Below are 19544 nucleotides of genomic sequence, written 5' to 3' on the forward strand. Positions count from 1 at the left end.
TCATGAGCAGAGCAAACCATCCAGACTCAGAAGAACAGATCCGACAGATCGTGCGTGAAGAGCTCGATCGAGCGACGAGCAGTGCGAAGCAGCCAAACGGATACAGCCGTCGGGAGATCCTCGAGGGCGTCGCCATGTTGGGTACCGGAGCAGCAGTCGGAGGACTTTCGACGTACGGAGCAGTCGGGCGGGCAGTTGCTGAAGAGGGCAGTGGAACCATTGGAACTCAAGATAGTCCGGTCGACGCGATTTACGTCAATGACCTGTATCAGAACACAGATCATATTAGTACCGGATCAATTGTTCTTGAGGATACTACCTCGGAGTGATATGAATATGTTTTATAATAACTCTATGACAAAAGGTGAACATCTCGAATGGAATCAAAAATATTCAGACGGGATGTTCTCATCCTCTCAGCTGCGGGCGGTACAGCAGCCCTCGCCGGTTGTAGTAGTAACGACGATGATGGTGAACCGCCGTCAGACGACAACGGAGAGGCTTCGACGAACGGGAATGGAGAGTCAGAGGAACCCGAACAGGAACTGCGCGAACCAGATGAGGTACTGCTCATCAAATCTGGCGAATCTCACACTATCTCAGAAGAGACGCATGAGAGCTACGATGCAGTCACGATCGAGACGAGCGGCGAGCTCGTCTTCGAAAACGCATCAGCACTACAACTAAATAACCTCGTGAAATCATGACAGAAAACAATATTCAACTCGTCAACGAAGATGGAAAGATCGTCGGAAAGAATCCCGAGACTGGAGAGACCATTCCAATCGAACTTGGAGAAACAGTTCTGGATTCGTTACATACAGACGAGGTAAACACCGTCCGGTATGTCAACCCGTCAATGTCTGCGGCGGAGATCTCCGCCATAATCGAAGAGGTTTCAGACGCTGGCGGTGGTACGGTTGTCGCCGTTAACGGTGAATACGACCCCGAAGATCCGATCATTATGTCTGATAACGTCTATTTCAGAGGGGAGTCTGAGGCGGGGACTGTCTTCCGGCCTACCGATGGATTAGACGCCGTTGATGGGGCTGATTTTGGCCGGTCGGTTATCTATGCAGAAGATTTGGAAAACATCGAGTTTTCGCACATGACCATCGACGGGACGACCGACCTAAATGCCAATTACTGCATCGAGCCGTTCAACTGCAAAAACGTCGAAATTCATCATATTACTGGGACGAACGTTCGGGACGATCCACTTGTGATGCATCGTAATACGGACGGTTTTGGAATTTACTTCTGCACAACTAAAGGGGAATTCGACGATGAAGACTTTGGATCACATGGTATCGAAATAGAGGAAGGGTCGAAAAACGGGGTGGTGGCATTTAATCACTGTTATGAACGCCAAACAGGGATCGAGGTTAAAAGCCGCTATCCCGGTGAGCAAACCCAAAATGTGTTAGTCTTTGGGAATTATATCTCAGGGGGGACAGAGGCAGGGATAGCGTTGACTGGGGATGAGCATGACGGGCAGATTCTATGGCTGGAGCATATCAAAGTGTTTGCAAACACAGTGGAAAATATCGGATCTGAAGAAGCGACCGGGGTGGGTATCAGGGGCCGTGAATACTTAAAGAATTGTGAAATATACTGGAATACATTTAGGGATTGTGACCATGCAACCCGTTTGGGCTGGATAAACGAGAACGAGAACGTAACATTCTCACACAACAGCTTAGAGGATATGCAGGGCGATGCTATCCGGGTCGAAGGGGGAACTGGTTACGAAATCGCCCATAATGACCTCATTAGCGCATCGGATGGCTATCGTATCGGCATCCGTCTAAACGGAGACTTAGATGCACGGGTTGCCTGGAATCGGATTAGAGACCAGGAATTTGACGAAGCAATCGGAGTCGAAGATGGTGCAAGCGCAGAGATCAGAGGCAACACTGCTTCTAATAGCCGAATTCTCGTCTTTGACGATGCAGGAGTTGGTAGCGTCCTGACGGATAATGTTGCAGATGAGTTTTTAGTACAAGACGAATCATCATGTAATGTTATCCGTGACAACTCGCCAGAAATCCCGGTTGATGTAACGCAGTTAGATGAGATTGAGGGTAATTGGGCCTACAACGATGGGACAACGGGATCGGAGGGATGGGCCTACTACGATGGGACCGAGTGGGTTACTGTCGACACAACTGCTCTATAGTGAAGAACGGTATAACAGCTAATCCGCTCACAACTCGCCGAAATTAACAGTTAGTAGTTCACACTCGAATCTGTATTGTCGTTCACATTGTAGCATATTTCTATCTGAGCTGAGGATCTTCTTTTTATATCAACCAGCAATGTCACCAGTGAGTATTAACGGTACCATCCTTGAAAGATGACAGACGAGTGCGACACAGATGGACTGAGTCATCGCATGAAAATTGTACTCGTAGTGGTGGGTGTTCTTTTAGCATTCTCCGCTCCGTTCGTCGTCGGTGCTGTCACTGATTTCTATACTGTCACCGAAGAAGCGCACTATGATGCTACGGACGGGCCCGAAATCGAACTGGGACACGATATCGAGACGAATGTTCAGCAGCCGTTCCCCGACGCGAACACCGTCGACCTGAGCCCTCACGGCACGATCTCATCGACGGGCCCGACGTACGCACGCGTGGATCAAATCGATGGTGATTGGACGCATCTCAGTCAGATCGACACGAACGGCAACCAGATGACGATCGATCCGGGTGACAAGCAGTCCGTGTCTGTCTCCGGTGACATCACCGAGCTCGAGTTCCGCGATATGGATCCGGATTCGGACACGACCGATTTTGTCTATGCTGGACCTGACGATGGCTCTACGGAGATGACGATCGAGGACCTGCCATCGGACAGGACAATCCTGCTCGTGGACCAGGAAACGGGCGAGCTGCTAACGTGGGAGACCACTGATGACGATGGATCGCTATCAGTGACTCTACCGCACTCCGAGCACAGCGTGACGCTGCAGAGTTCCGAAGGTCCACCGCGAGTGTCGAATCCTGATCCAGACGATGGTTCGGAGATCGCGGATAGGACCACGACACTATCTGCAGATGTCGAGGATCCGGACGGCACGACGACCGAGGTCGAGATCAGCCACAACGGCGACCAGATCCACACCGAAACGATCGACGGGTCTGGACGAGTCGAAGCCGAAGTCGAAGATATCCCGCCTGGAGAAAACGAGTGGACCGTCACCGCGACGGACACCACCGGTCAGACCACCAGCACGACCTACGAGTTCGGTGTACCAGACACGCTGGAGCTGCGTGACGAGTCTGATCCGGACTCGCTGATCACCGATGAGGTGACGGTGACGTTCTTCGCTGATGACGGTGAGGTTGCAACTCGGACTACAACGGATGGGGAGATCGACCTGACCGGCCTGCCGGTGAACCAGCGTCTGATTGTGGTCGCAGAATCAGAGGAGTTCCATAACCGGCAGATGATCCTCGATAGTCTCGCTCAACAGCAGGAGATGTACCTGCTCCCGGAGACGGCGGACTCCGTTGATATCCTGTTCACGCTCGACGACGAGACCGGGAACTTCGACTCGGATGAGACTGAGTTGATTATCGAGAAGCCGATCGAGCGAGATGGTGATTCGAGGTACCGGATCGTCGCAGCCGATCAGTTCGGAGTGAGCGGGTATCAGACTACACTCGAGCAAGGCGATCGGTATCGACTGACGATCCGAAACGCCGATGGTGACGAACGGGTTCTGGGTCATCATACAGCTGAGGAAACGCAGACGGTGCCGCTCAGTGTCGGTACCCTCACGTGGGATATCGGCGACTCAATCGGCGAGGAAGAGCGGCTTACCTGGGAAGCAAAGTATATCGACGATGAGGAGGAGAAGGAGTATATCCGTTTCCAGTTGACGGATCTCGCTGAAGACACTGAAGACGTGAACGTGGTCATCCACGAGCACGGTGACGAGGAGAACACGATCTATGATCAGACCCATCGGGGACCGTATGGGAACCTCACTATCACGGAGCCACTGACGGACGAGCAGACCAACACTACCTGGTCCGTGACGTGGACAGCCGACCGCGATGATGAAGAGGTCGGCGCGTCGACGATCGTCGGCCAGGGCCGGTATCCGGTCGGACTGCCGATGGGCGACGACTGGGTGTCGATGTTTGCAGGCGGCTTGCTCGTGTTCGTTGCTGGCTTCTTCAGCGTCGGCACTGCAAGGATCGGGGCCGTGATCGTGCCCGCGGTCGCGCTGGGTCTGTGGGCAGTGGGCTGGTTACCACTGCCGTTACCGTGGATCCTCGGAGCGCTGGCTGTGGGCGTGATGGCCCGCATGGCGGCAGGAGGTGGTATAACACAATGATGATCAGATCTCTCACGATCATACTGGTGATGAGCAACGCGGCAGCTAATTTCCTGTACAGTGCCGGAGTGGCACAGGTCTGGGGAATGGGCCCCGAGACAGGGATCGACCGCGAGGTCTCACGTGGACAGGATGCCGCTGAAGCAATCGGATCAGGGCCGCTCGGTCTGATCGATGCGATCGGCGGAGCGACTCTCGCGGCCGTGGACGCGCTCACTGGCTTCTTCAGCATCATCTTCGCAGCGCCGACACTGGTTCTTAACATGGGGGTGCCGGAGTTCATCGTGATCTTCGCGTTCGCTCCACTGTACATCGCAGCGGCGTTTGACCTGATCAGCGTGCTCAGGGGGATGCAGATATCATGACTGCCTTCGATTCCTTCCTGGACGGAGAGATCATCGAGGCACTCCACGAGCCGTTCGCCTCGACGATGGGCGAGCTCTTCGCTGGTGTGATGTTGATCACAGTCATCGCCGCGATCTACATAAACTCCGACAGCGTCGCTCTGCCAAGTGTGACGTTGATGCTGGCCGGAGGACTGATGATCGAGTTCGCTCCGCCGCAGGTTGCTCGCATCGGCCTGCTGATCATCTTCCTGGGCGTGACGCTCGCAGGCTCGTGGCTCTGGATCCAGCGACAGTCGCCAGGCCGGTGAGACGCGGCGAGTACCTACCTTTCTCGTGGATCAGGTGGAGCGGTGCGGTAGCGGGGGTCTTTTTTTCTTAATGTCCCTTTTAGGGACACTCCCTAAGGGGATCTGCCCGATCGCCGGGAACGGATCTCCGGCCGATCAGCCGTTACAGTGCTCGATGGCTGGAAAAATATAATCGGTGGTTGCAGTTGAAAGCGGGGTACTTGCCACTTACTTATAAAAGACGGACCCGCAGGATAGTGATGCCTCTCACCAGTACAGCGCTACCGGCCGATGATCGACGCAACACGGCCGCGATCTCGCGAGCCGCCACGGTATCCAGAGCCGACGACGTCTTTAATCTCGAAGCGGAGCTCGAGGAACGTCTGACCATCACGACCGCACCGAGTCCAGGCCTCAAGACCCTCCTCGAGGACGTCCTCGATGGTAGGCTGGGAGCTTCTCTTGAACGTCGAGAGAACGGTATCGAAGCGAATCGTACCGCCATCACGATCGACGAACTCTGCACCGTATTTCGCCATCCACTTCTCCAGCGCTGAGCCAGCACGAGAACGGAGATCGACGTTGGCGAGCTCGGCCAGCCGAGCAGCAGTGTCGTCGACGATGTCGTCGAGGCGATCAACCATACCGACCACTTCTTGGCGAATCTTCTCTGAAGAGAACTTCACCATGCCGTTGTCGCTTTTGACGGCGTCGCCCAGTTGGTCCAGGACACGGTAGATCGTTGACGTCGAGGAGCCGGTCATCTCCGCGAGATCGTTGTAATGGACACCACCGCCACCGTCGGTAGCGAGTACCTTCGTCGCCTCGCGAGCGGTGGGAGTCAACTCACCCAGCACCGAGAGCAAAAGAGACTCTTGCTCGGCCTCGAGGCGCGGCGTCGGGTCCGCGACGTCCGCGATGTCTCGATCGGACGCCTGAACTTCAAAATGGTTGTCTTCCACGTAGCAAGTTGGATCCGGCTCGGCCGGGATATCTGCCCAGCGCAGAACGTTCACCAGCGTCTCTTCGAGCTCGCGAGAGATGTCTTCACGATTGCGCCACTTCCGACCACTTCCGTCAATCGACTTGTGGAATGCGACGCCGAACTTCGGTGAAGAGAGCGGATCGTCGTCACTCTCAGAGTCTCGTGCGTGCTTCGGATGGTAGCACTTCATTCGGATGCCCGCGCTGTGATCTGGACCAAGTTCAGCAGCGGACTGCGGACACAGATCCATCGCGTGACGGTGACCGACGATTTCCTTATTGTTCGCAGAGTAGACCCACTCTGTTCCCTCCTCGTCGGCGAGTAGGTGCATCAGCCTATAGAAAGCACCGTCAGTACGAATCAGCTTCTCAGCATACTGACGTCGCAGCCGGACGTAGAACTCAAGCGTGCTGATAGTGCTCTCGGGGAGTGGTCGACGGAAGTACGATGGGTTCATCGAATCCTCGACGGCATCGAACACCTCATCGAGACCTCGCCTGAGTAAGGCAGGTATCTGGTCCAGCGGGATGTTCGACGGCTGACTATGGACGTCGAGCCCCTCACCGCCCCGCCACGGGATGTTCTTCTCATCGCCGTCCGGACCGCACATCTCGTCAAAACGGGCACGAATCTGATAGTGGACCTTCGCCTGGTTCGGGCCTTCCATGTGGAGCTCGAAATCCCGCAGAACATCCCGCTCGACTGCGTCGGAGTCGCGCGGTGCGATACCGCTGTCAGAGTAACCGAGCGAGATCGTCCAAGGATCCTCACCGATGTCCACAGTCCGCTTCACGTAGCCATCGAGCTCGTGGATCAGCACGTTCCGGATCGCCCAGTACGGCGAGAGGCCGTGATCCGCGAACCAGAGGAAGACGTCGGCCTCGTGGATGTGAGGCTGAATGTGATCGATGTCGATCATCCCGACCACCTCGCTCGAGACGCGTCGGTGTCCTCGTCATCCAGCGCTGGATGGCCGTTCGAGCGCATCAACCCGGTCAGCGTACTAAGCGGATTCCACCAGGTAACGCCTCCACACTGGTGACAGACATGCTTGAATGAGGACGGATTCTCGGGATCTTCGTCGGCCCGCTTCACTCGCGTCTGACCGCAACCGGTGCAGATCGCGTCGAAAGGGATGCCGACTTCTCCGGCTTCGGCCTCGGCTGCCTCGGCCTCGAGGTCACGATCGCCGTCAACCTCAGTTGACATGCGATTCACCTCCTGACCGGTCCCCGATCTCGTCCCTATCGAAGATCCGTCCCCATCGAAGCTGTGTGTACTCCGGCCGATCCGGACCTGCAGACCGCCAGGAACTCACCACGTCGTCGAGTGAAGTTGCGGGTACGAACTTCAGAGCGAGAACCGTCCGGTCGGGAGTGGGCTCACAGACTGCGAACAGGTATACACCGCCGTCTTCGACAATCGCGTTGTGCTGTTCGCGACGGAGATAGAACCGACCGGTTCCGCCGCTGTCGAGACGCACCATCGCGCTTTTGATTTCAACCAGAGTACCGCGTTCGACGACAGGTAGCGCGACTGTCGGAAGCGACGGACCGGGAGATATCGTGGTCGTAACCTCGGCGTCCGCGTGCTCAATCTCAGAATCGGGGACGTACTCGAGTTCGACAACCTCGTGGATGACGTTGCTCTCCGCTCGATCGCCTGCCCGTTTCGAGCTCAGAGACCTGGCCGGAGAGCTCATGCTGACCTCCGTAGCGATTCCGGAAGCAGTGGATACAGATCGTCAACATCGAAGCAAGCAACCTGCATGTCGAACCCGCCACGATCACGCTGCACGACGACCTCGTCCAGCTGCTGGCGGGCGGAGAGTGATCCGTCCTCGATCTCGTCGACGGGAGCGATCGCACATGCGAGCGCGATATCGAGGTACCGGGTCATCGCTCGACCTCCGGTTGGTCAGTCCCCGTTTGTAGTGTGCACTCCAAATCCTCGAAAAGAACCACGTGGATGGAGTGTTCCGAGTGGTGGAACGCAACAACGGTCTTACCGTCTTCGCGCTTATTTGCGGGACTATCCGAGGTTAAGACGTCCCGTCGTGCGTACTCCTTCCCGCACTTAGGACAGTGTTCGGTATCGTCTGTCACGGTACCACCCCCTCCAAGTCGGGCGGGATATGGAGTGGTGGCACACCAGACGGGTAGTCGTGGTATATCTCGTTGTGCCTTCGAATATACGACCGGCGAAGGAGACTGTAATTGAGACTCTGTGCCCGGATTGAGTCTGTATTTGTTCGATCGATAACGCTCTCAGACATCCCGATCACCTCGCTCGGGCTGCTCGGTTCCCGGATCGCTGTAACGGTCGTTGAAGTGCTTCGAGTCGTCCCAAAAAGTGCTCTCGCTCGGCGCACTGGGTTCGTCGATCCAGTCGACGATCTCGCCAGCTTCGGGATCGTCCTCGTAGATCTCACGAACTGCATCAACTTCGTGGTGGACGAGATCCCAGTCTGTCGGCTCCGAGTGGAGCACTGGCGACCGCTGCTCGGCCTCGTCGAGGGCTTGCCAGTCCTCGGGACCAGCTAAGAGGTTCAGGTCAAACTCGACTGTATACGAGAGCCGAAGGTTGTACTCTCGCCCGACGAGACGAGCGTTTTCGATTCGGTAAGTCCCGTTTGTGGACTTACCGGACTGCTCACTCGGCAACGTCGATCACCTCCTCTCTGATCGGCGTCAGCTCGGCGATTAGATCGGCTGCATTCTGCGCTTCCTCGACATCATCAAACCCAGAGATCTCGACGTGGGGAGTGTCCCGACCACCATCCGCAACGACCTCGTGTTGCTCAGCAACGATTACGTCGGGGGCGTCCTTGTCGATCCTGCCGAAGGAGCGTTCGATCCGACGGGGTTCGACGTCCTCGCCGGGCTCGGGCTCGATGATGAACGCTTCGACGCCGACACACATCTCAGACCAGCTATCGACGACGTTGTCGCAGCCGATCTCTTCCGGCTCGCTGAGCTCCCAGCAGAGTTTGTCGTTGTGGGACTCGCGATCGACGGTGATACGCTCGACGTTATCCCAGACCCGCTGTCTGGATCCCTTGTCGACGATGAGCCTCACGCGGTCTCACCTCCGTTATCCACGGAGACAACCATTGGCGGGAGATTGTTCGAATGGCGGTAGCGCTGGGGCTCCTCGAGTGGATCGTCCAACAGGTCGACGTTGACGCCAGCGCCGGATCCACGACGGAGACGCTCGGAGGTATCGCACTTCCGGCACCGATGCAGGATGTCGTTGTTGTCGCCGTAGAGCCGCCGGTCGTTCTGAGTGGTCTTCGATCCGCAGCATCGGCACTCGTCGTACTGTTGAGTCGCGAGACGAGTGGGACTCACGCCAACCACCTCCGGTCACGACTGACGGTTTTGAATTTTGTAGAAACGTCTAGGAACTGTTTAGATAGACTTAGAACCGCTATGGGGCCGGAGGGATTTGAACCCCCGATCGACTGATATCTCCGATTCACCTCGGTTCTCCAGAGAGTCGTCAACGCGAGCGATGATCAGTCGCGCGCTCAGTATATCAGTCTGGAGTTCGTCACCGGGTGTCAATCTCTGGAGTCAGTCGCCATGCCTGGCTTGGCCACAGCCCCGTCACTACAGCGTAGCCCGTACCGCCCTAAAGTGGTTTCGATTCGGAACTATATCGGTCATCTATTCCTGGGGCGGGTTTGCATCATCGGCCGAGCAACCGTCTGTCACAGCCAGGGTTCGCGTCGTTCGCTTGCCGACCCGTCTTCGCTCTCCTCGTCGGCGTCCCAGACAGGCTCTGGACCTCCGTCGGTCACGTGTGCCTGTCCCGTTGCGCCCGAATCGGATTTCGTTGTCGGTGCGTCTCCGAGCGTGTTCGAGGCGTTCGGGTCGAGGGCGAACACGGCCGTCAGGACGAGCACGGCCAGTGGAGCCAGATCGCCAAGCGGCAGGTCGAGCAGCGAGAGCGGGAGTAGACCGAGCGCGACAGCACTGCCGAATCGGAACCGGTCGAGGTCGACCATCGACCGGAGCATCGGCCCGAACAGGGCGACCAGGAGCGCGAAGCCGACACCGACGCCAGCCGCGGCGACACCGCGGGCGACCAGTTCGGGATCGGAGACGAACACGAGCTCGGCACCCGAGGGATCGAGGCTGGCGAACAGACCGAGTCCGACGATAACCGCCGGGCGGGGCATGTACTCGCCGATGGTCGCACTCGCCGTCTTGGCAGCGATTGCGAGGATCACCAGCGCGGCGAACCGCTCGAAGATCACCAGATCGACGAGTTCGGCGATCGAGGGTGCTAGTGCGGCCTCAATCCCGGCGACGATTATCAATGGGATCCCGACGAGCAGGACGGTCTTTGCCTGACTGCGCGGCGTACCGTCCATTTCGGCGAGAATTACGGCGACGGTTGCACTGCCGCCAAAGACCAGCAACCCGACCTGCAGGATGCCCGCAGTCGTATCTAATGCACCTGCGAGAACGAGCGCCGGGAAGATACCATCGAGTAGCGGGAGGAACATCACCGTCGCAAGGAGCTTGGTCGCGCCGCCGACGCGACGCTCTAGCTCCAGTGCGATCGGATGTTGGGAGGTACTCATCGCTCAACCAGGACGGCCGTACCCCGTGGCCGATGGGTGGTGTATCCCGCGATGTACGCCGTCGCCGCCGTGGGACAGCCATTCGATCGCGGTGGAATTGTCCACCAGTTTTGTCCCCATCCAGGAGCATGTAAAGCGGTTGCCGGAAACGAGGGTCGACTGACCGGCGTTGCTCTGGACAGTGGGACTGGTGGACTGCATATATCATCATTGTTCAGATCGAGTGATAAACGTTGCGTGAGGACCGTACACATATGTCGAATTCAGCAGTATATTCGACACAGGTTATTGAGTTGGATATCAGTCCGTGTGTATGGTAGACGATCGGTCACATCGTCTCTGCTATGCTCGATAGCTGCTCGTCGCCAATCGAGTGATATGCTCACCCAGAGGAGTAGCATCTCGCAACGTTTTTGGGCGGCCGAAACGGACCATCAACATGGCGAACGACACGAATGGACACTTCTCTTCGAAGTTGGATGTTCCAGAGGCGTTGACGTTCGACGACGTATTGCTCCGACCGAAAGAAAGTACCGTCGAACCGGACGAAGCCGACCTCTCGACGCGAGTCTCGCAAAACGTAGATCTGAACGTGCCGATCCTCTCAGCAGCGATGGATACGGTGACGACGAGCGAACTGGCGATCGAGATGGCGCGACAGGGCGGCCTCGGCGTCATCCACCGGAACATGGACGACGACCGGATGGTCCACGAGATCACGCAAGTGAAGCGGGCCGATGAACTGATCATCCGGGATGTCGTCACCGCAGAACCGGAACAGACCGTCCGGGACGTCGACGCGCTGATGGAAGCCGAAGGGGTCAGCGGCGCGCCGGTCGTCAACGACGACGACGAGGTGCTTGGAATCATCAGTGGAACCGACATTCGCCCGTATCTCGAAGTCGGGGAGCGCGACGAGGTTCAGGAGGCGATGACCGACGAGGTCATCACCGCGCCGGAAGACGTCACCGCCCGAGAAGCCCTCGAACTGATGTACGAGCACAAGATCGAGCGCGTCCCGGTCGTCGACGAGCAGAACCGCCTGACCGGGCTCGTCACGATGCAGGGCATTCTTCAGCGCCGCGAATACAACAACGCAGCACGCGACGATGAAGGGCGGCTGCTCTGTGGCGTCGCGGTCGGTCCGTTCAGCACGGAGCGAGCGATCAGGGCCGACGAGGCTGGAGCGAACGTACTCTTTATCGACTGTGCTCACGCACACAACAGGAACGTCGTCGAGGGGGCAAAAGAAATCAAAGAGAGCGTCGATGCAGATGTCGTCGTGGGGAACATCGGTACTCGTGAAGCTGCGGAGGATCTCGTCGGCTTCGCTGACGGTCTCAAGGTCGGGATCGGTCCCGGTAGTATCTGTACGACGCGCGTCGTGAGCGGTGCGGGAATGCCCCAGATCACTGCCGTTTCACAGGTTGCGGACGTCGCCAGTCAGCACGACGTGCCAGTCATCGCCGACGGTGGCATCCGGTACTCCGGCGACGCGATCAAGGCCATCGCCGCGGGTGCGGACGCCGTCATGCTCGGCTCGTACTTTGCGGGTACCGACGAGGCACCGGGCCGCGTCATCACGATGAACGGCAAAAAGTACAAGCAGTACCGCGGGATGGGCAGCGTCGGCGCGATGAAAGGCGGCGACACCGAAGACAACCGGTATCTCAAAGAAGAACCTGACGAGGAGGAGTACGTCCCTGAGGGTGTCGAGGCGGCCAAACCGTACAAGGGAAGCCTCGCCAGCGAACTCCACCAGCTGACCGGTGGGATGCAAAGCGGGATGGGATACGTGGGTGCGGAGGCCATCCCCGAGTTCAAAGAGCGCGCCGAGTTCGTCCGTGTGTCCAGCGCCGGGCAGGCAGAGAGCCACGCACACGACGTCGTCATTACCGACGAAGCGCCGAACTACAGCCCCGAAGAGTAAGGATCACAGTCACTGTTTGATAGTTGCGAGCAGTCGTCTCACTCGTCTGTCATCGCCGAGTCGGACTGTCCCTCGATCGGGGTCGTACTGGAGCACATCTGCCTCATCGAGCGCCGGGAGGTGGTTATGGTGTAGATCGATCTCGACACGTTGGACGGCGTTGTCCCCGGGAATATCCATGCCGCTTTCTGTCGCTGCGAGCGCGCGGGCGAGGACGTGGCGGTCGATCGTCCTCGGTCGCTCCTCGAGCATCGCGACGATTCTTTGTCGTCGCTTCGGTGCGAGCAGGCGCATGATTTCGTCCACGCGCTCACCCGACCATGATTCCGGCGAGTTACTACTCTTCGGGACCTGTTGGCGAGGTGTATCCATGGGCAACAGTCGATAACAGCATCCAAGTATATAATGATTGTATATTAACTACTTCCCTATATGGGGGATGTCAATTGGAGTGTATGTTCCAGTTCAAATGACTTGTTGCCGTTTTGCCACTCACGATTGTTCGTGGCAAGAGCGGGCCGGACGCGATTTGAACGCGCGACCGTCTGATTAAGAGTCAGACGCTCTGCCGGACTGAGCTACCGGCCCAACGTATCACGACGTTGCCGGGGTATAGTGAAATACGTTACGTTTGTCGATCGGTTTCGGCCGCCGAGCAGTGGTTTCAGGGGTGGGCGTAGTAGACGACTGCGTCGGTCTCATCTGCCGGATCGACTTCGTCGACCCGGACGAAGCCGATACGCTCGAACTGGACTACGTCGTCGGCGTCGTACTCCTCGAATCCGGGCTCAGCGCGACCGGTGACGTCGCCGTCCATCGTACGCATCCGGATCGGGACCGACTCCTCGGCGGGGACCCAGTGGATCACGTCGACACCCTCCTCGCGGACCGCGTCGATGTCGTCGCCGGTAAACTGGAACGTATCGCGGGTGTATTTCACGCAGCCCAGTCCCTTCAGCCAGACGCGTTCCTCGTGGTTCGGTCGGTCCTCGGGTTCGATCAGGACGGCCTGTCCTACCGGGATCTCACGAGTGCCGCGGTCCTCGTGGTCGGGGTGGATCGGCGGCGTCGCCTCCTCCGGGCCCGAGCCGGTGAGCGGGACCTCGACGCCGTCCCGGACGAAGAAGGCCCGATCCGACTCGTCGCCGATCAGGTCGCGGTTGTTGGAATAGATGCTGGACATCGCCAGATCGACGTTGCTCGTCGACGTGCCGAGTTCGACCATCGCGTCGGTGATCGCCTCACCGCGGATGCCGCGGCGGCGGACGCTGGCGATCGTCGGTGCGCGCGGGTCCCCCCAGCCGTCGAGGTCGCCCTCGTCGATCAGCTCCTTGATCGAGGACGTCGACATCGGAACGTCGTAGGCGTCGATCTGGACGTGGCCCCAGTGGACGACTTCGGGGTACTCCCAGTCGAAGTAATCGTAGACGAAGCGCTGGCGTTTCGCGGAGTCCTGCAGGTCGATTCCGCGGATGATGTGGGTGATCCCGAGCAGGTGGTCGTCGATCCCGCTCTGGAAGTCGAGCATCGGCCAGCACCGATACTCGCTGGCCTCCTCGCGCGGATGCGGCGTGTCGATCATCCGGAACGCAACGAAATCCCGGAGTGCGGGGTTCTTGTGCTCGATGTCAGTCTTGACACGAAGTACCATCTCGCCGCTTTCGTACTCGCCTGCAACCATGTCGGCGAACTCCTCACGAACCGTCCCGACGTCCTTGTCGCGGTGCGGGCAGGGGTTCCCGTTGTTTTTCAGTTCGCTGAACTCCTCGCCAGAACAGGAGCAGGTGTACGCGCCGCCCTGCTCGATGAGTTCGCGGGCGTGCTCGTAGTAGGTCTCGACACGATCGCTGGCGCGATAGACGGCATCGGGCTCGAAGCCGAGATACTCAATCGCGTCGAGGATCTCCTCGTAGGCGTCGAGGTCGGGTCGCTTGGTCTCCGGGTCGGTATCGTCGAAGCGGACGCAGAACCAGCCGTCGTACAGCTCCTTGTACGTCCCGATCACGGCGGGCATCCGGGCGTGGCCCATATGCCACGGACCGTTCGGGTTCGGGGCGACGCGCATCCGGACCTCGTCAAATTCGTCAGCAGTAGGGAGGTCGGGCAGGACCTGCTCGTCTTCCTCGTCCTCACTTTCCAGTTCGTCGAGTTCGTCGGGGGCAACCTCGGCAAGTCGCTCCCGCCGTTCGTCCGCAGAAAGCCCGTTGATCTCGGCGATGACGCCGCCCGCGATTCCGGGGATCTCGTCGCCATGCTCTCGGAACTCGGGATTCTCGCCCATCAGCGGCCCCATGATCGCGCCGACGTCCGCGTCGCTATCGTGTTTGACGGCGTTGATGAGAGCGTGTTTTTCGACCTCCTGTTCGACCCGCTCGCGGAGTTCGTCGTTCATTACCGATCGATACTCGGCGGGGCGTCAAAACTGCCGTGGATTGTTCCGCGTCGAGACTCCCGTGACAGGCACCGCACGTCGAACGCGCCGTTTTTGTGCCCCAGCATGCAATCAGAACCAGTGACAGCAGGAACCGACGATACGGGCCCCCGGATACGCACGAACGTTGACCCGTCACTTCGCGAGGCCGCCGAGATCATTGACGACGGGTTCAGGGGCGATCGCCTCGTCACGGCCTTTGGCCGATGCACAGTCGACTACGATGGCCGTGCGTCGTCGACGCTCGGGCTAGGCGACCGCCACGTCATGTGCAAGCCGGACGGCTCGATCCTTGTCCATACGGACGAAGGCCAACAGCCGGTCAACTGGCAGCCACCGGGCTGTACCCACGAAGTTAGCACAGAGGGCGATAGGGTCGTCCTGGAAAGCGAGCGTTCGACACCCGCGGAGCGACTTGTCGTGGAGTTCGAACGGGTTGGACAGGTCTCGACGTTCGCCGTGGATGATGCCACTGAACTGTCGCTTGATGGAACTGAAGAGGATCTCCGAAACCGGATCCTCGACGATCCCGAACTCGTCGAACAGGGCTTTACGCCGCTGGCGACGGAGCGCGAGACAGCGGCGGGTGCGATAGATATCTTCGGCGAAGATGCGGACGGCCGGACGGTCGCCGTCGAACTCAAGCGAAAACGGGTCGGTCCGGACGCTGTCGGCCAGCTCGATCGGTACGTCGATGCGCTCCGACGTGATCTGCACGACGACGCCGACATACGGGGAATCCTCGTCTCGCCATCGGTTACGGATCGGGCCGCGGACTTACTGGAGCGAAACGGACTGGAGTTCGTCTCACTCACCCCGCGCAAGTGAGTCCACTACCTGCCCTCACTGCGCGCTCGGCGTGTCTCGACGACCGCCAGATAGCCGACGTAGATCAGCGCGGCGACGACGATGGCAACGGCGAAGACAGTGACCCCCGCGTAGCCATCGAGCGCGACGGAGGGGTCTTCCCAGATGTACTGCCCGCCTTCGACAGCGAAGACGAACAGCCCACCATAGATCACCGCGAACGCGACGGCACGGAGGAATCCCAGTGAGCCAAGGTGACGACTGTTCAGCAACTCGATGACGAACAGGAACGCAATGGCGAGTATGTAAAACGGCTGCGGGAGCGCTTCGCCGATGGGCTGTCCGCCCTGTATCGCAACGACGCCGTAGTACGCAAGTGCGAGCAGGAGTCCACCGAGAAACGTCATCGTGATACCGTACCCGCTGGTATCCGCCGCTGTAGGCGTCCGCGGCTCATCGGTCGGTGCCGCCGCTCGATCCTCGGCCATACGTAGAGGCTGGCCGGAGCGACGGATAGTTAGTAGTCGCCTATCGTACTGCAGGATCGATAATGCGATCCTAGCTGTTATCCCGAACCGCTCGCAGGGCGTCCTCCCGCGTGACAATGCCGACAATCCGATGGTCTTCGACGACCGGAAGGCGGTTGATATCTCGTTCTTCGTCGGTGAGTAGAACGATGACCTCCTCGAGAGCAGTGTCGGGGGTAACCGTGACGACGTCCGTGGTCATGATTTCGTGGATCGGCTTGCGGGCTGCTTTCGCCGCGTCGATCCCGATGTCGAGTTCGTCGAGGGAAAGGTCGAAACCATACGTCAGTGTCTCGCTGAAGGGCGGAACACCGATCGGGATCCAGACGATGCGGTCTTTCTTGCGAAACAGGCGGACGAGATCGGTCTGTGTAACGATGCCGACGACCCGTTCGTCGTCATCGACGACCGGAAACCCCTCGAAATCGGCCTGTGCGAGCCGTTCGAGTACGTCGTCTACCCGGCTGTCGCGGTGAACGGTCTCGACCGGCTCCGTCATGAAGGAGGCTGTTCGCACCATAGCGGAGTTTCACAGCGGTGTCGTGTAGGTGTTGTGGTGGGACGAGAGTCAGTCGTCCGCCGTGACGTCCGGCCGGTAGGCCTCGCTAATTCCCTTCCACTTGCCAGTCTGGAACCGCCAGTAGTTGATCGCCGCGGGGACCGTGGTCTCCGCGACGAAGGCCAGATACAGCCCCCAGTAGCCGAGCGGGGTTGTCGCGCCGAGATAGGCCAGTGGGATGGCGACGCCGAACATCCCGATGAACTGGCTGACGAAGGGCACACGCGTGTCGCCGCTGGCATCGAGGGGCCCTGCAGCGGCGCTGGAGACCCCCGCGAAGACGACTGCAACACAGGCCGCGTAAACGAGGTTGATCGCGATCGGTATCTCGCCGCCCGCCGGATCGTCCGAGAACAGGACGACCAGATCCTCGGCGAAAATGGCGATAATGACCGCCGAGAGTGCGTACGTCACGACAGAGAAAATGATGATGTCGTAGCCGTAGGCGGTCGCAGTTCCTTCGTCGTTTTTGCCGAGTGCTTGCCCGACGAGACTTGACGATGCGAGTCCGAAGCCCCACCCTGGCGCGTTCATGATGCCCCAGATCCGACGGGCGATGACGAACGCCGCGACGGTGTTCTCACCGAAGATGTCGAGGATACCGAGCATCGGGAACTCTGCGACGGTCCAGACGAGATTTCGCGCACCGACCGGCAGACCGATCTCGACCAGGTCGTGGAGCGTTCCAGGATCGACGTAGGTCCCAGTGGGGTCGATCTGCACTGGGAACTCACCCATCGTCGGGAAACGCCCCCAGACGAGCCCCATTGCGAAGGTAGCGGTGACGGCGATGTTTGCGAGGACAGTACCCCACGCCGCGCCGATAACGCCCATATCCAGCCAGAAGATCAGGATAACACTGAGAATGATGTTCGCAATCGCTCCACCTGCCCGGACCAGCATCGCAGTATAGGCATCGTCGGCTCCGACGAGGGTGCGACTCCCGACAAGGTTGAGTGCCGCGAACGGTACGCCAAGCCCGACGTACTGGAGATATAGGGCACCGTAATCGATCGCTGCCTGATTGCTGGAGATGATCGAGATGAGTTCGTGTGGGATAAGCCAGAAAACGATGGTCACTGGAATCGTGATCACGACTGTGAGCAGGGTGCTCGATCGGACCGCGAGCCCGAGCTCGTCGTGGGCTTCCGCACCGTATCGCTGGGAGACGAGTGCAATGGTACCGCCGGCGACCCCGCCTCCGAGCGCGAACGCGAGACCCCAGAACGGTCCGGCAAAGCCGACGCCCGCGACTGCCGAGGTACCGACCGCGACGCCGACCAGTGCCACGTCGACTGCACCTTTCGACATCCGCGCGATACCCGTAACGATCCGGGGCCACGCGAGTTCTGTCGTCTGGATGGCACGCTCCCGGTCGATCAACCCGGCACGGGCAAGTCCGAGCCCGATCCAGAGAATGAGGAGCCGGATCGGGTTGGGGGGACGATACACTGGTGACTGACTAATCAGTCAGTCGTAAAAACGGCTTTGTTCTTCGATGGGTGCGACCCTCACAGAGCGGGAAAAAAGTCGAACGAACTACACAGGTAGATGGGTAGTGAGTCCCTGACTCAGTTTGGGTCTCTGAGAGAGCCGTCAGCGATACTGTGCGATCAGCGATTCGAGTGTTCCTCTGTCTTTCGCGCCGACCAGTCGTTCGACAGGCTCCCCATCGACGTACAACAGGAGGGTGGGAATACTCTGGGCACCCAGCTGTCCCGCGAGTCGCTGGTTGGCGTCGACGTCCACTTTCGCTACCGCGGCGTCAGTCTCCGCAGCCAGCGCGTCGATCGTCGGCTCCATCATCTGACACGGACCACACCAGTCCGCGTAACAGTCGACCAGCACGACCCGATTGGACTCGACTACCTCCTCGAATTCCCCCGAGCCGTCGATGTGAATCGGTGTACTTGGGGTCCCTTCGCTAGTAGTATTGCCCTCCTCAGCGGGGTCAGCTTCACCGAGTTGTTTCTTCAGCTGTTCTTTTTTGCGTTCGCGGATCCGCTCTCGTTCGTCGTCACTGCTCATGATCGATGGTACGGTGAGCCTGGGCATAATACTTGTGCATGATTAGAACAATACTGGCCGTTAGTGGTACTCACTTCAAGCGTACATGTTGCATACAGACACAGTGAACGGACACACTTTTGCGTCCACCACACAAGTCCATACCATGGGATTTCATACGTTCCCCGTCGACCACGCGGATGCGCTCGAGGATCCGACGCGCTATCGTTTCTGTTCCCGCGAAGAGCTGATCGAGATGCTCGCTCCGGCAGCCGACGCCGTCGTCGCGGACCTTGGATCCGGAACGGGGTTCTACACCGAGGAGATTGCGCCGTTCGTCGAAACCGTGTACGGCGTCGATCTCCAGTCAGAGATGCACGAACACTACCGCGAGAACGGGGTCGCCGCTAACGTCGAGCTGGTTGCTGCAAACGTCAGCACGCTTCCGTTCGATGATAGTGAACTCGACGCCGCGTTCTCGACGATGACCCATCACGAGTACGCGGACGACGAGACGATCGCCGAACTGGCCCGCGTGATCCGTCCCGGCGGGCGAATGGTGACTGTTGACTGGTCGACAACCGGAACGGGTGAGAACGGACCGCCAATCGAGGAACGATTCGGACCGGAGGACGTCCGTGAGCAGTTCGAGACGGCCGGGTTCAAAATCGACCGTGTCCACGACCGCCCCGAGACACTTGCCGTCGTCGCCCGGCGCTGAGCTC

The 19544-nt window shown here is 59.0% G+C and carries 24 protein-coding genes and 2 tRNA genes; 9 read left to right on the forward strand and 17 right to left on the reverse strand.

What is annotated here, in order from left to right; translation table 11 throughout:
• Positions 1 to 2 precede the first annotated feature (2 nt).
• From AArcS_RS06505 to AArcS_RS06530, 6 genes are all read left to right on the forward strand, one after another.
• Positions 3 to 329 (forward strand): hypothetical protein, encoded by a 327-nt coding sequence (locus AArcS_RS06505; protein ID WP_238479673.1) that lies wholly within the window; start codon positions 3 to 5, stop codon positions 327 to 329.
• Between the two features lie 48 nt (positions 330 to 377).
• A complete protein-coding gene (locus AArcS_RS06510; protein WP_238479674.1) occupies positions 378 to 707 on the forward strand; it encodes a hypothetical protein in 330 nt (109 codons plus the stop codon).
• Positions 704 to 2179, forward strand: coding sequence for a right-handed parallel beta-helix repeat-containing protein (locus AArcS_RS06515; RefSeq protein WP_238479675.1), 1476 nt, complete (start codon positions 704 to 706; stop codon positions 2177 to 2179). The genes AArcS_RS06510 and AArcS_RS06515 overlap by 4 nt, the downstream gene beginning before the upstream one ends.
• Before the next feature lie 216 nt (positions 2180 to 2395).
• On the forward strand, positions 2396 to 4348 hold the full coding sequence (locus AArcS_RS06520) for a hypothetical protein (RefSeq protein WP_238479676.1): 1953 nt from the start codon (positions 2396 to 2398) through the stop codon (positions 4346 to 4348).
• Positions 4345 to 4713 carry a hypothetical protein gene (locus tag AArcS_RS06525; protein ID WP_238479677.1) on the forward strand — a complete coding sequence of 123 codons (369 nt, stop codon included), beginning with the start codon at positions 4345 to 4347 and terminating at the stop codon, positions 4711 to 4713. Before AArcS_RS06520 ends, AArcS_RS06525 begins: the two co-directional genes overlap by 4 nt.
• Positions 4710 to 5003, forward strand: coding sequence for a hypothetical protein (locus tag AArcS_RS06530; RefSeq protein WP_238479678.1), 294 nt, complete (start codon positions 4710 to 4712; stop codon positions 5001 to 5003). Before AArcS_RS06525 ends, AArcS_RS06530 begins: the two co-directional genes overlap by 4 nt.
• Positions 5004 to 5263: 260 nt before the next feature.
• Here AArcS_RS06530 and AArcS_RS06535 read toward each other — a convergent pair whose 3' ends face one another.
• The 10 genes from AArcS_RS06535 to AArcS_RS16045 form a co-directional block, all read right to left on the reverse strand.
• Positions 5264 to 6886 (reverse strand): DUF7845 domain-containing protein, encoded by a 1623-nt coding sequence (locus AArcS_RS06535; protein ID WP_238479679.1) that lies wholly within the window; start codon positions 6884 to 6886, stop codon positions 5264 to 5266.
• The gene (locus AArcS_RS06540) at positions 6883 to 7176 is read right to left on the reverse strand and encodes a hypothetical protein (RefSeq protein WP_238479680.1); all 294 of its coding nucleotides are present in this window, start codon (positions 7174 to 7176) and stop codon (positions 6883 to 6885) included. The genes AArcS_RS06535 and AArcS_RS06540 overlap by 4 nt, the downstream gene beginning before the upstream one ends.
• Complete coding sequence (locus tag AArcS_RS06545) at positions 7166 to 7669, reverse strand: PD-(D/E)XK family putative nuclease (RefSeq protein WP_238479681.1); 504 nt, start codon at positions 7667 to 7669, stop codon at positions 7166 to 7168. Before AArcS_RS06545 ends, AArcS_RS06540 begins: the two co-directional genes overlap by 11 nt.
• A complete protein-coding gene (locus tag AArcS_RS06550; protein ID WP_238479682.1) occupies positions 7666 to 7866 on the reverse strand; it encodes a hypothetical protein in 201 nt (66 codons plus the stop codon). Before AArcS_RS06550 ends, AArcS_RS06545 begins: the two co-directional genes overlap by 4 nt.
• Positions 7867 to 8234: 368 nt before the next feature.
• A complete protein-coding gene (locus tag AArcS_RS06555; protein WP_238479683.1) occupies positions 8235 to 8630 on the reverse strand; it encodes a hypothetical protein in 396 nt (131 codons plus the stop codon).
• The gene (locus AArcS_RS06560) at positions 8620 to 9045 is read right to left on the reverse strand and encodes a hypothetical protein (RefSeq protein ID WP_238479684.1); all 426 of its coding nucleotides are present in this window, start codon (positions 9043 to 9045) and stop codon (positions 8620 to 8622) included. Before AArcS_RS06560 ends, AArcS_RS06555 begins: the two co-directional genes overlap by 11 nt.
• The gene (locus tag AArcS_RS06565; RefSeq protein WP_238479685.1) at positions 9042 to 9317 is read right to left on the reverse strand and encodes a DUF7563 family protein; all 276 of its coding nucleotides are present in this window, start codon (positions 9315 to 9317) and stop codon (positions 9042 to 9044) included. Before AArcS_RS06565 ends, AArcS_RS06560 begins: the two co-directional genes overlap by 4 nt.
• An 82-nt stretch (positions 9318 to 9399) precedes the next feature.
• Positions 9400 to 9574: transfer RNA gene (locus AArcS_RS06570), tRNA-Trp, on the reverse strand.
• A 105-nt stretch (positions 9575 to 9679) separates the two neighbouring features.
• The gene (locus AArcS_RS06575) at positions 9680 to 10558 is read right to left on the reverse strand and encodes a DUF5794 domain-containing protein (RefSeq protein WP_238479686.1); all 879 of its coding nucleotides are present in this window, start codon (positions 10556 to 10558) and stop codon (positions 9680 to 9682) included.
• A gap of 3 nt (positions 10559 to 10561) precedes the next feature.
• A complete protein-coding gene (locus tag AArcS_RS16045; protein WP_510627375.1) occupies positions 10562 to 10759 on the reverse strand; it encodes a DUF8099 family protein in 198 nt (65 codons plus the stop codon).
• Between the two features lie 238 nt (positions 10760 to 10997).
• Here AArcS_RS16045 and guaB point away from each other — a divergent pair, with 238 nt between their 5' ends.
• Positions 10998 to 12488 (forward strand): IMP dehydrogenase, encoded by a 1491-nt coding sequence (gene guaB, locus AArcS_RS06580; RefSeq protein WP_238479687.1) that lies wholly within the window; start codon positions 10998 to 11000, stop codon positions 12486 to 12488.
• Between the two features lie 9 nt (positions 12489 to 12497).
• On the opposite strand, the gene AArcS_RS06585 is transcribed toward guaB, so the two are convergent.
• From AArcS_RS06585 to AArcS_RS06595, 3 genes are all read right to left on the reverse strand, one after another.
• On the reverse strand, positions 12498 to 12860 hold the full coding sequence (locus AArcS_RS06585; RefSeq protein WP_238479688.1) for a DUF7344 domain-containing protein: 363 nt from the start codon (positions 12858 to 12860) through the stop codon (positions 12498 to 12500).
• Between the two features lie 142 nt (positions 12861 to 13002).
• Positions 13003 to 13076, reverse strand: a tRNA-Lys gene (locus AArcS_RS06590).
• 76 nt (positions 13077 to 13152) lie between these two features.
• Positions 13153 to 14880 (reverse strand): glutamate--tRNA ligase, encoded by a 1728-nt coding sequence (locus AArcS_RS06595; RefSeq protein ID WP_238479689.1) that lies wholly within the window; start codon positions 14878 to 14880, stop codon positions 13153 to 13155.
• A 120-nt stretch (positions 14881 to 15000) separates the two neighbouring features.
• Here AArcS_RS06595 and nucS point away from each other — a divergent pair, with 120 nt between their 5' ends.
• Entirely contained in the window at positions 15001 to 15747 is a 747-nt protein-coding gene (gene nucS, locus AArcS_RS06600) for an endonuclease NucS (RefSeq protein ID WP_259372679.1), read from the forward strand.
• A gap of 5 nt (positions 15748 to 15752) precedes the next feature.
• Here nucS and AArcS_RS06605 read toward each other — a convergent pair whose 3' ends face one another.
• The 4 genes from AArcS_RS06605 to trxA all read right to left on the reverse strand — a co-directional run bounded on the left by AArcS_RS06605 (position 15753) and on the right by trxA (position 18840).
• Positions 15753 to 16214, reverse strand: coding sequence for a hypothetical protein (locus tag AArcS_RS06605; RefSeq protein WP_238479690.1), 462 nt, complete (start codon positions 16212 to 16214; stop codon positions 15753 to 15755).
• A 70-nt stretch (positions 16215 to 16284) separates the two neighbouring features.
• Positions 16285 to 16773, reverse strand: coding sequence for a CBS domain-containing protein (locus tag AArcS_RS06610; protein WP_238479691.1), 489 nt, complete (start codon positions 16771 to 16773; stop codon positions 16285 to 16287).
• Between the two features lie 48 nt (positions 16774 to 16821).
• Positions 16822 to 18264, reverse strand: a complete 1443-nt coding sequence (locus tag AArcS_RS06615; protein WP_238479692.1) for an MATE family efflux transporter — start codon at positions 18262 to 18264, stop codon at positions 16822 to 16824.
• 144 nt (positions 18265 to 18408) lie between these two features.
• Entirely contained in the window at positions 18409 to 18840 is a 432-nt protein-coding gene (gene trxA / locus AArcS_RS06620; RefSeq protein WP_238479693.1) for a thioredoxin, read from the reverse strand.
• Positions 18841 to 18985: 145 nt separating this feature from the next.
• Between trxA and AArcS_RS06625 the strand changes: the two genes are divergently transcribed.
• Positions 18986 to 19540 carry a class I SAM-dependent methyltransferase gene (locus AArcS_RS06625; RefSeq protein WP_238479694.1) on the forward strand — a complete coding sequence of 185 codons (555 nt, stop codon included), beginning with the start codon at positions 18986 to 18988 and terminating at the stop codon, positions 19538 to 19540.
• Positions 19541 to 19544: the final 4 nt, after the last annotated feature.

It is taken from the genome of Natranaeroarchaeum sulfidigenes, from assembly GCF_017094485.1.
GTDB classification, from domain to species: Archaea; Halobacteriota; Halobacteria; order Halobacteriales; family Natronoarchaeaceae; genus Natranaeroarchaeum; species Natranaeroarchaeum sulfidigenes.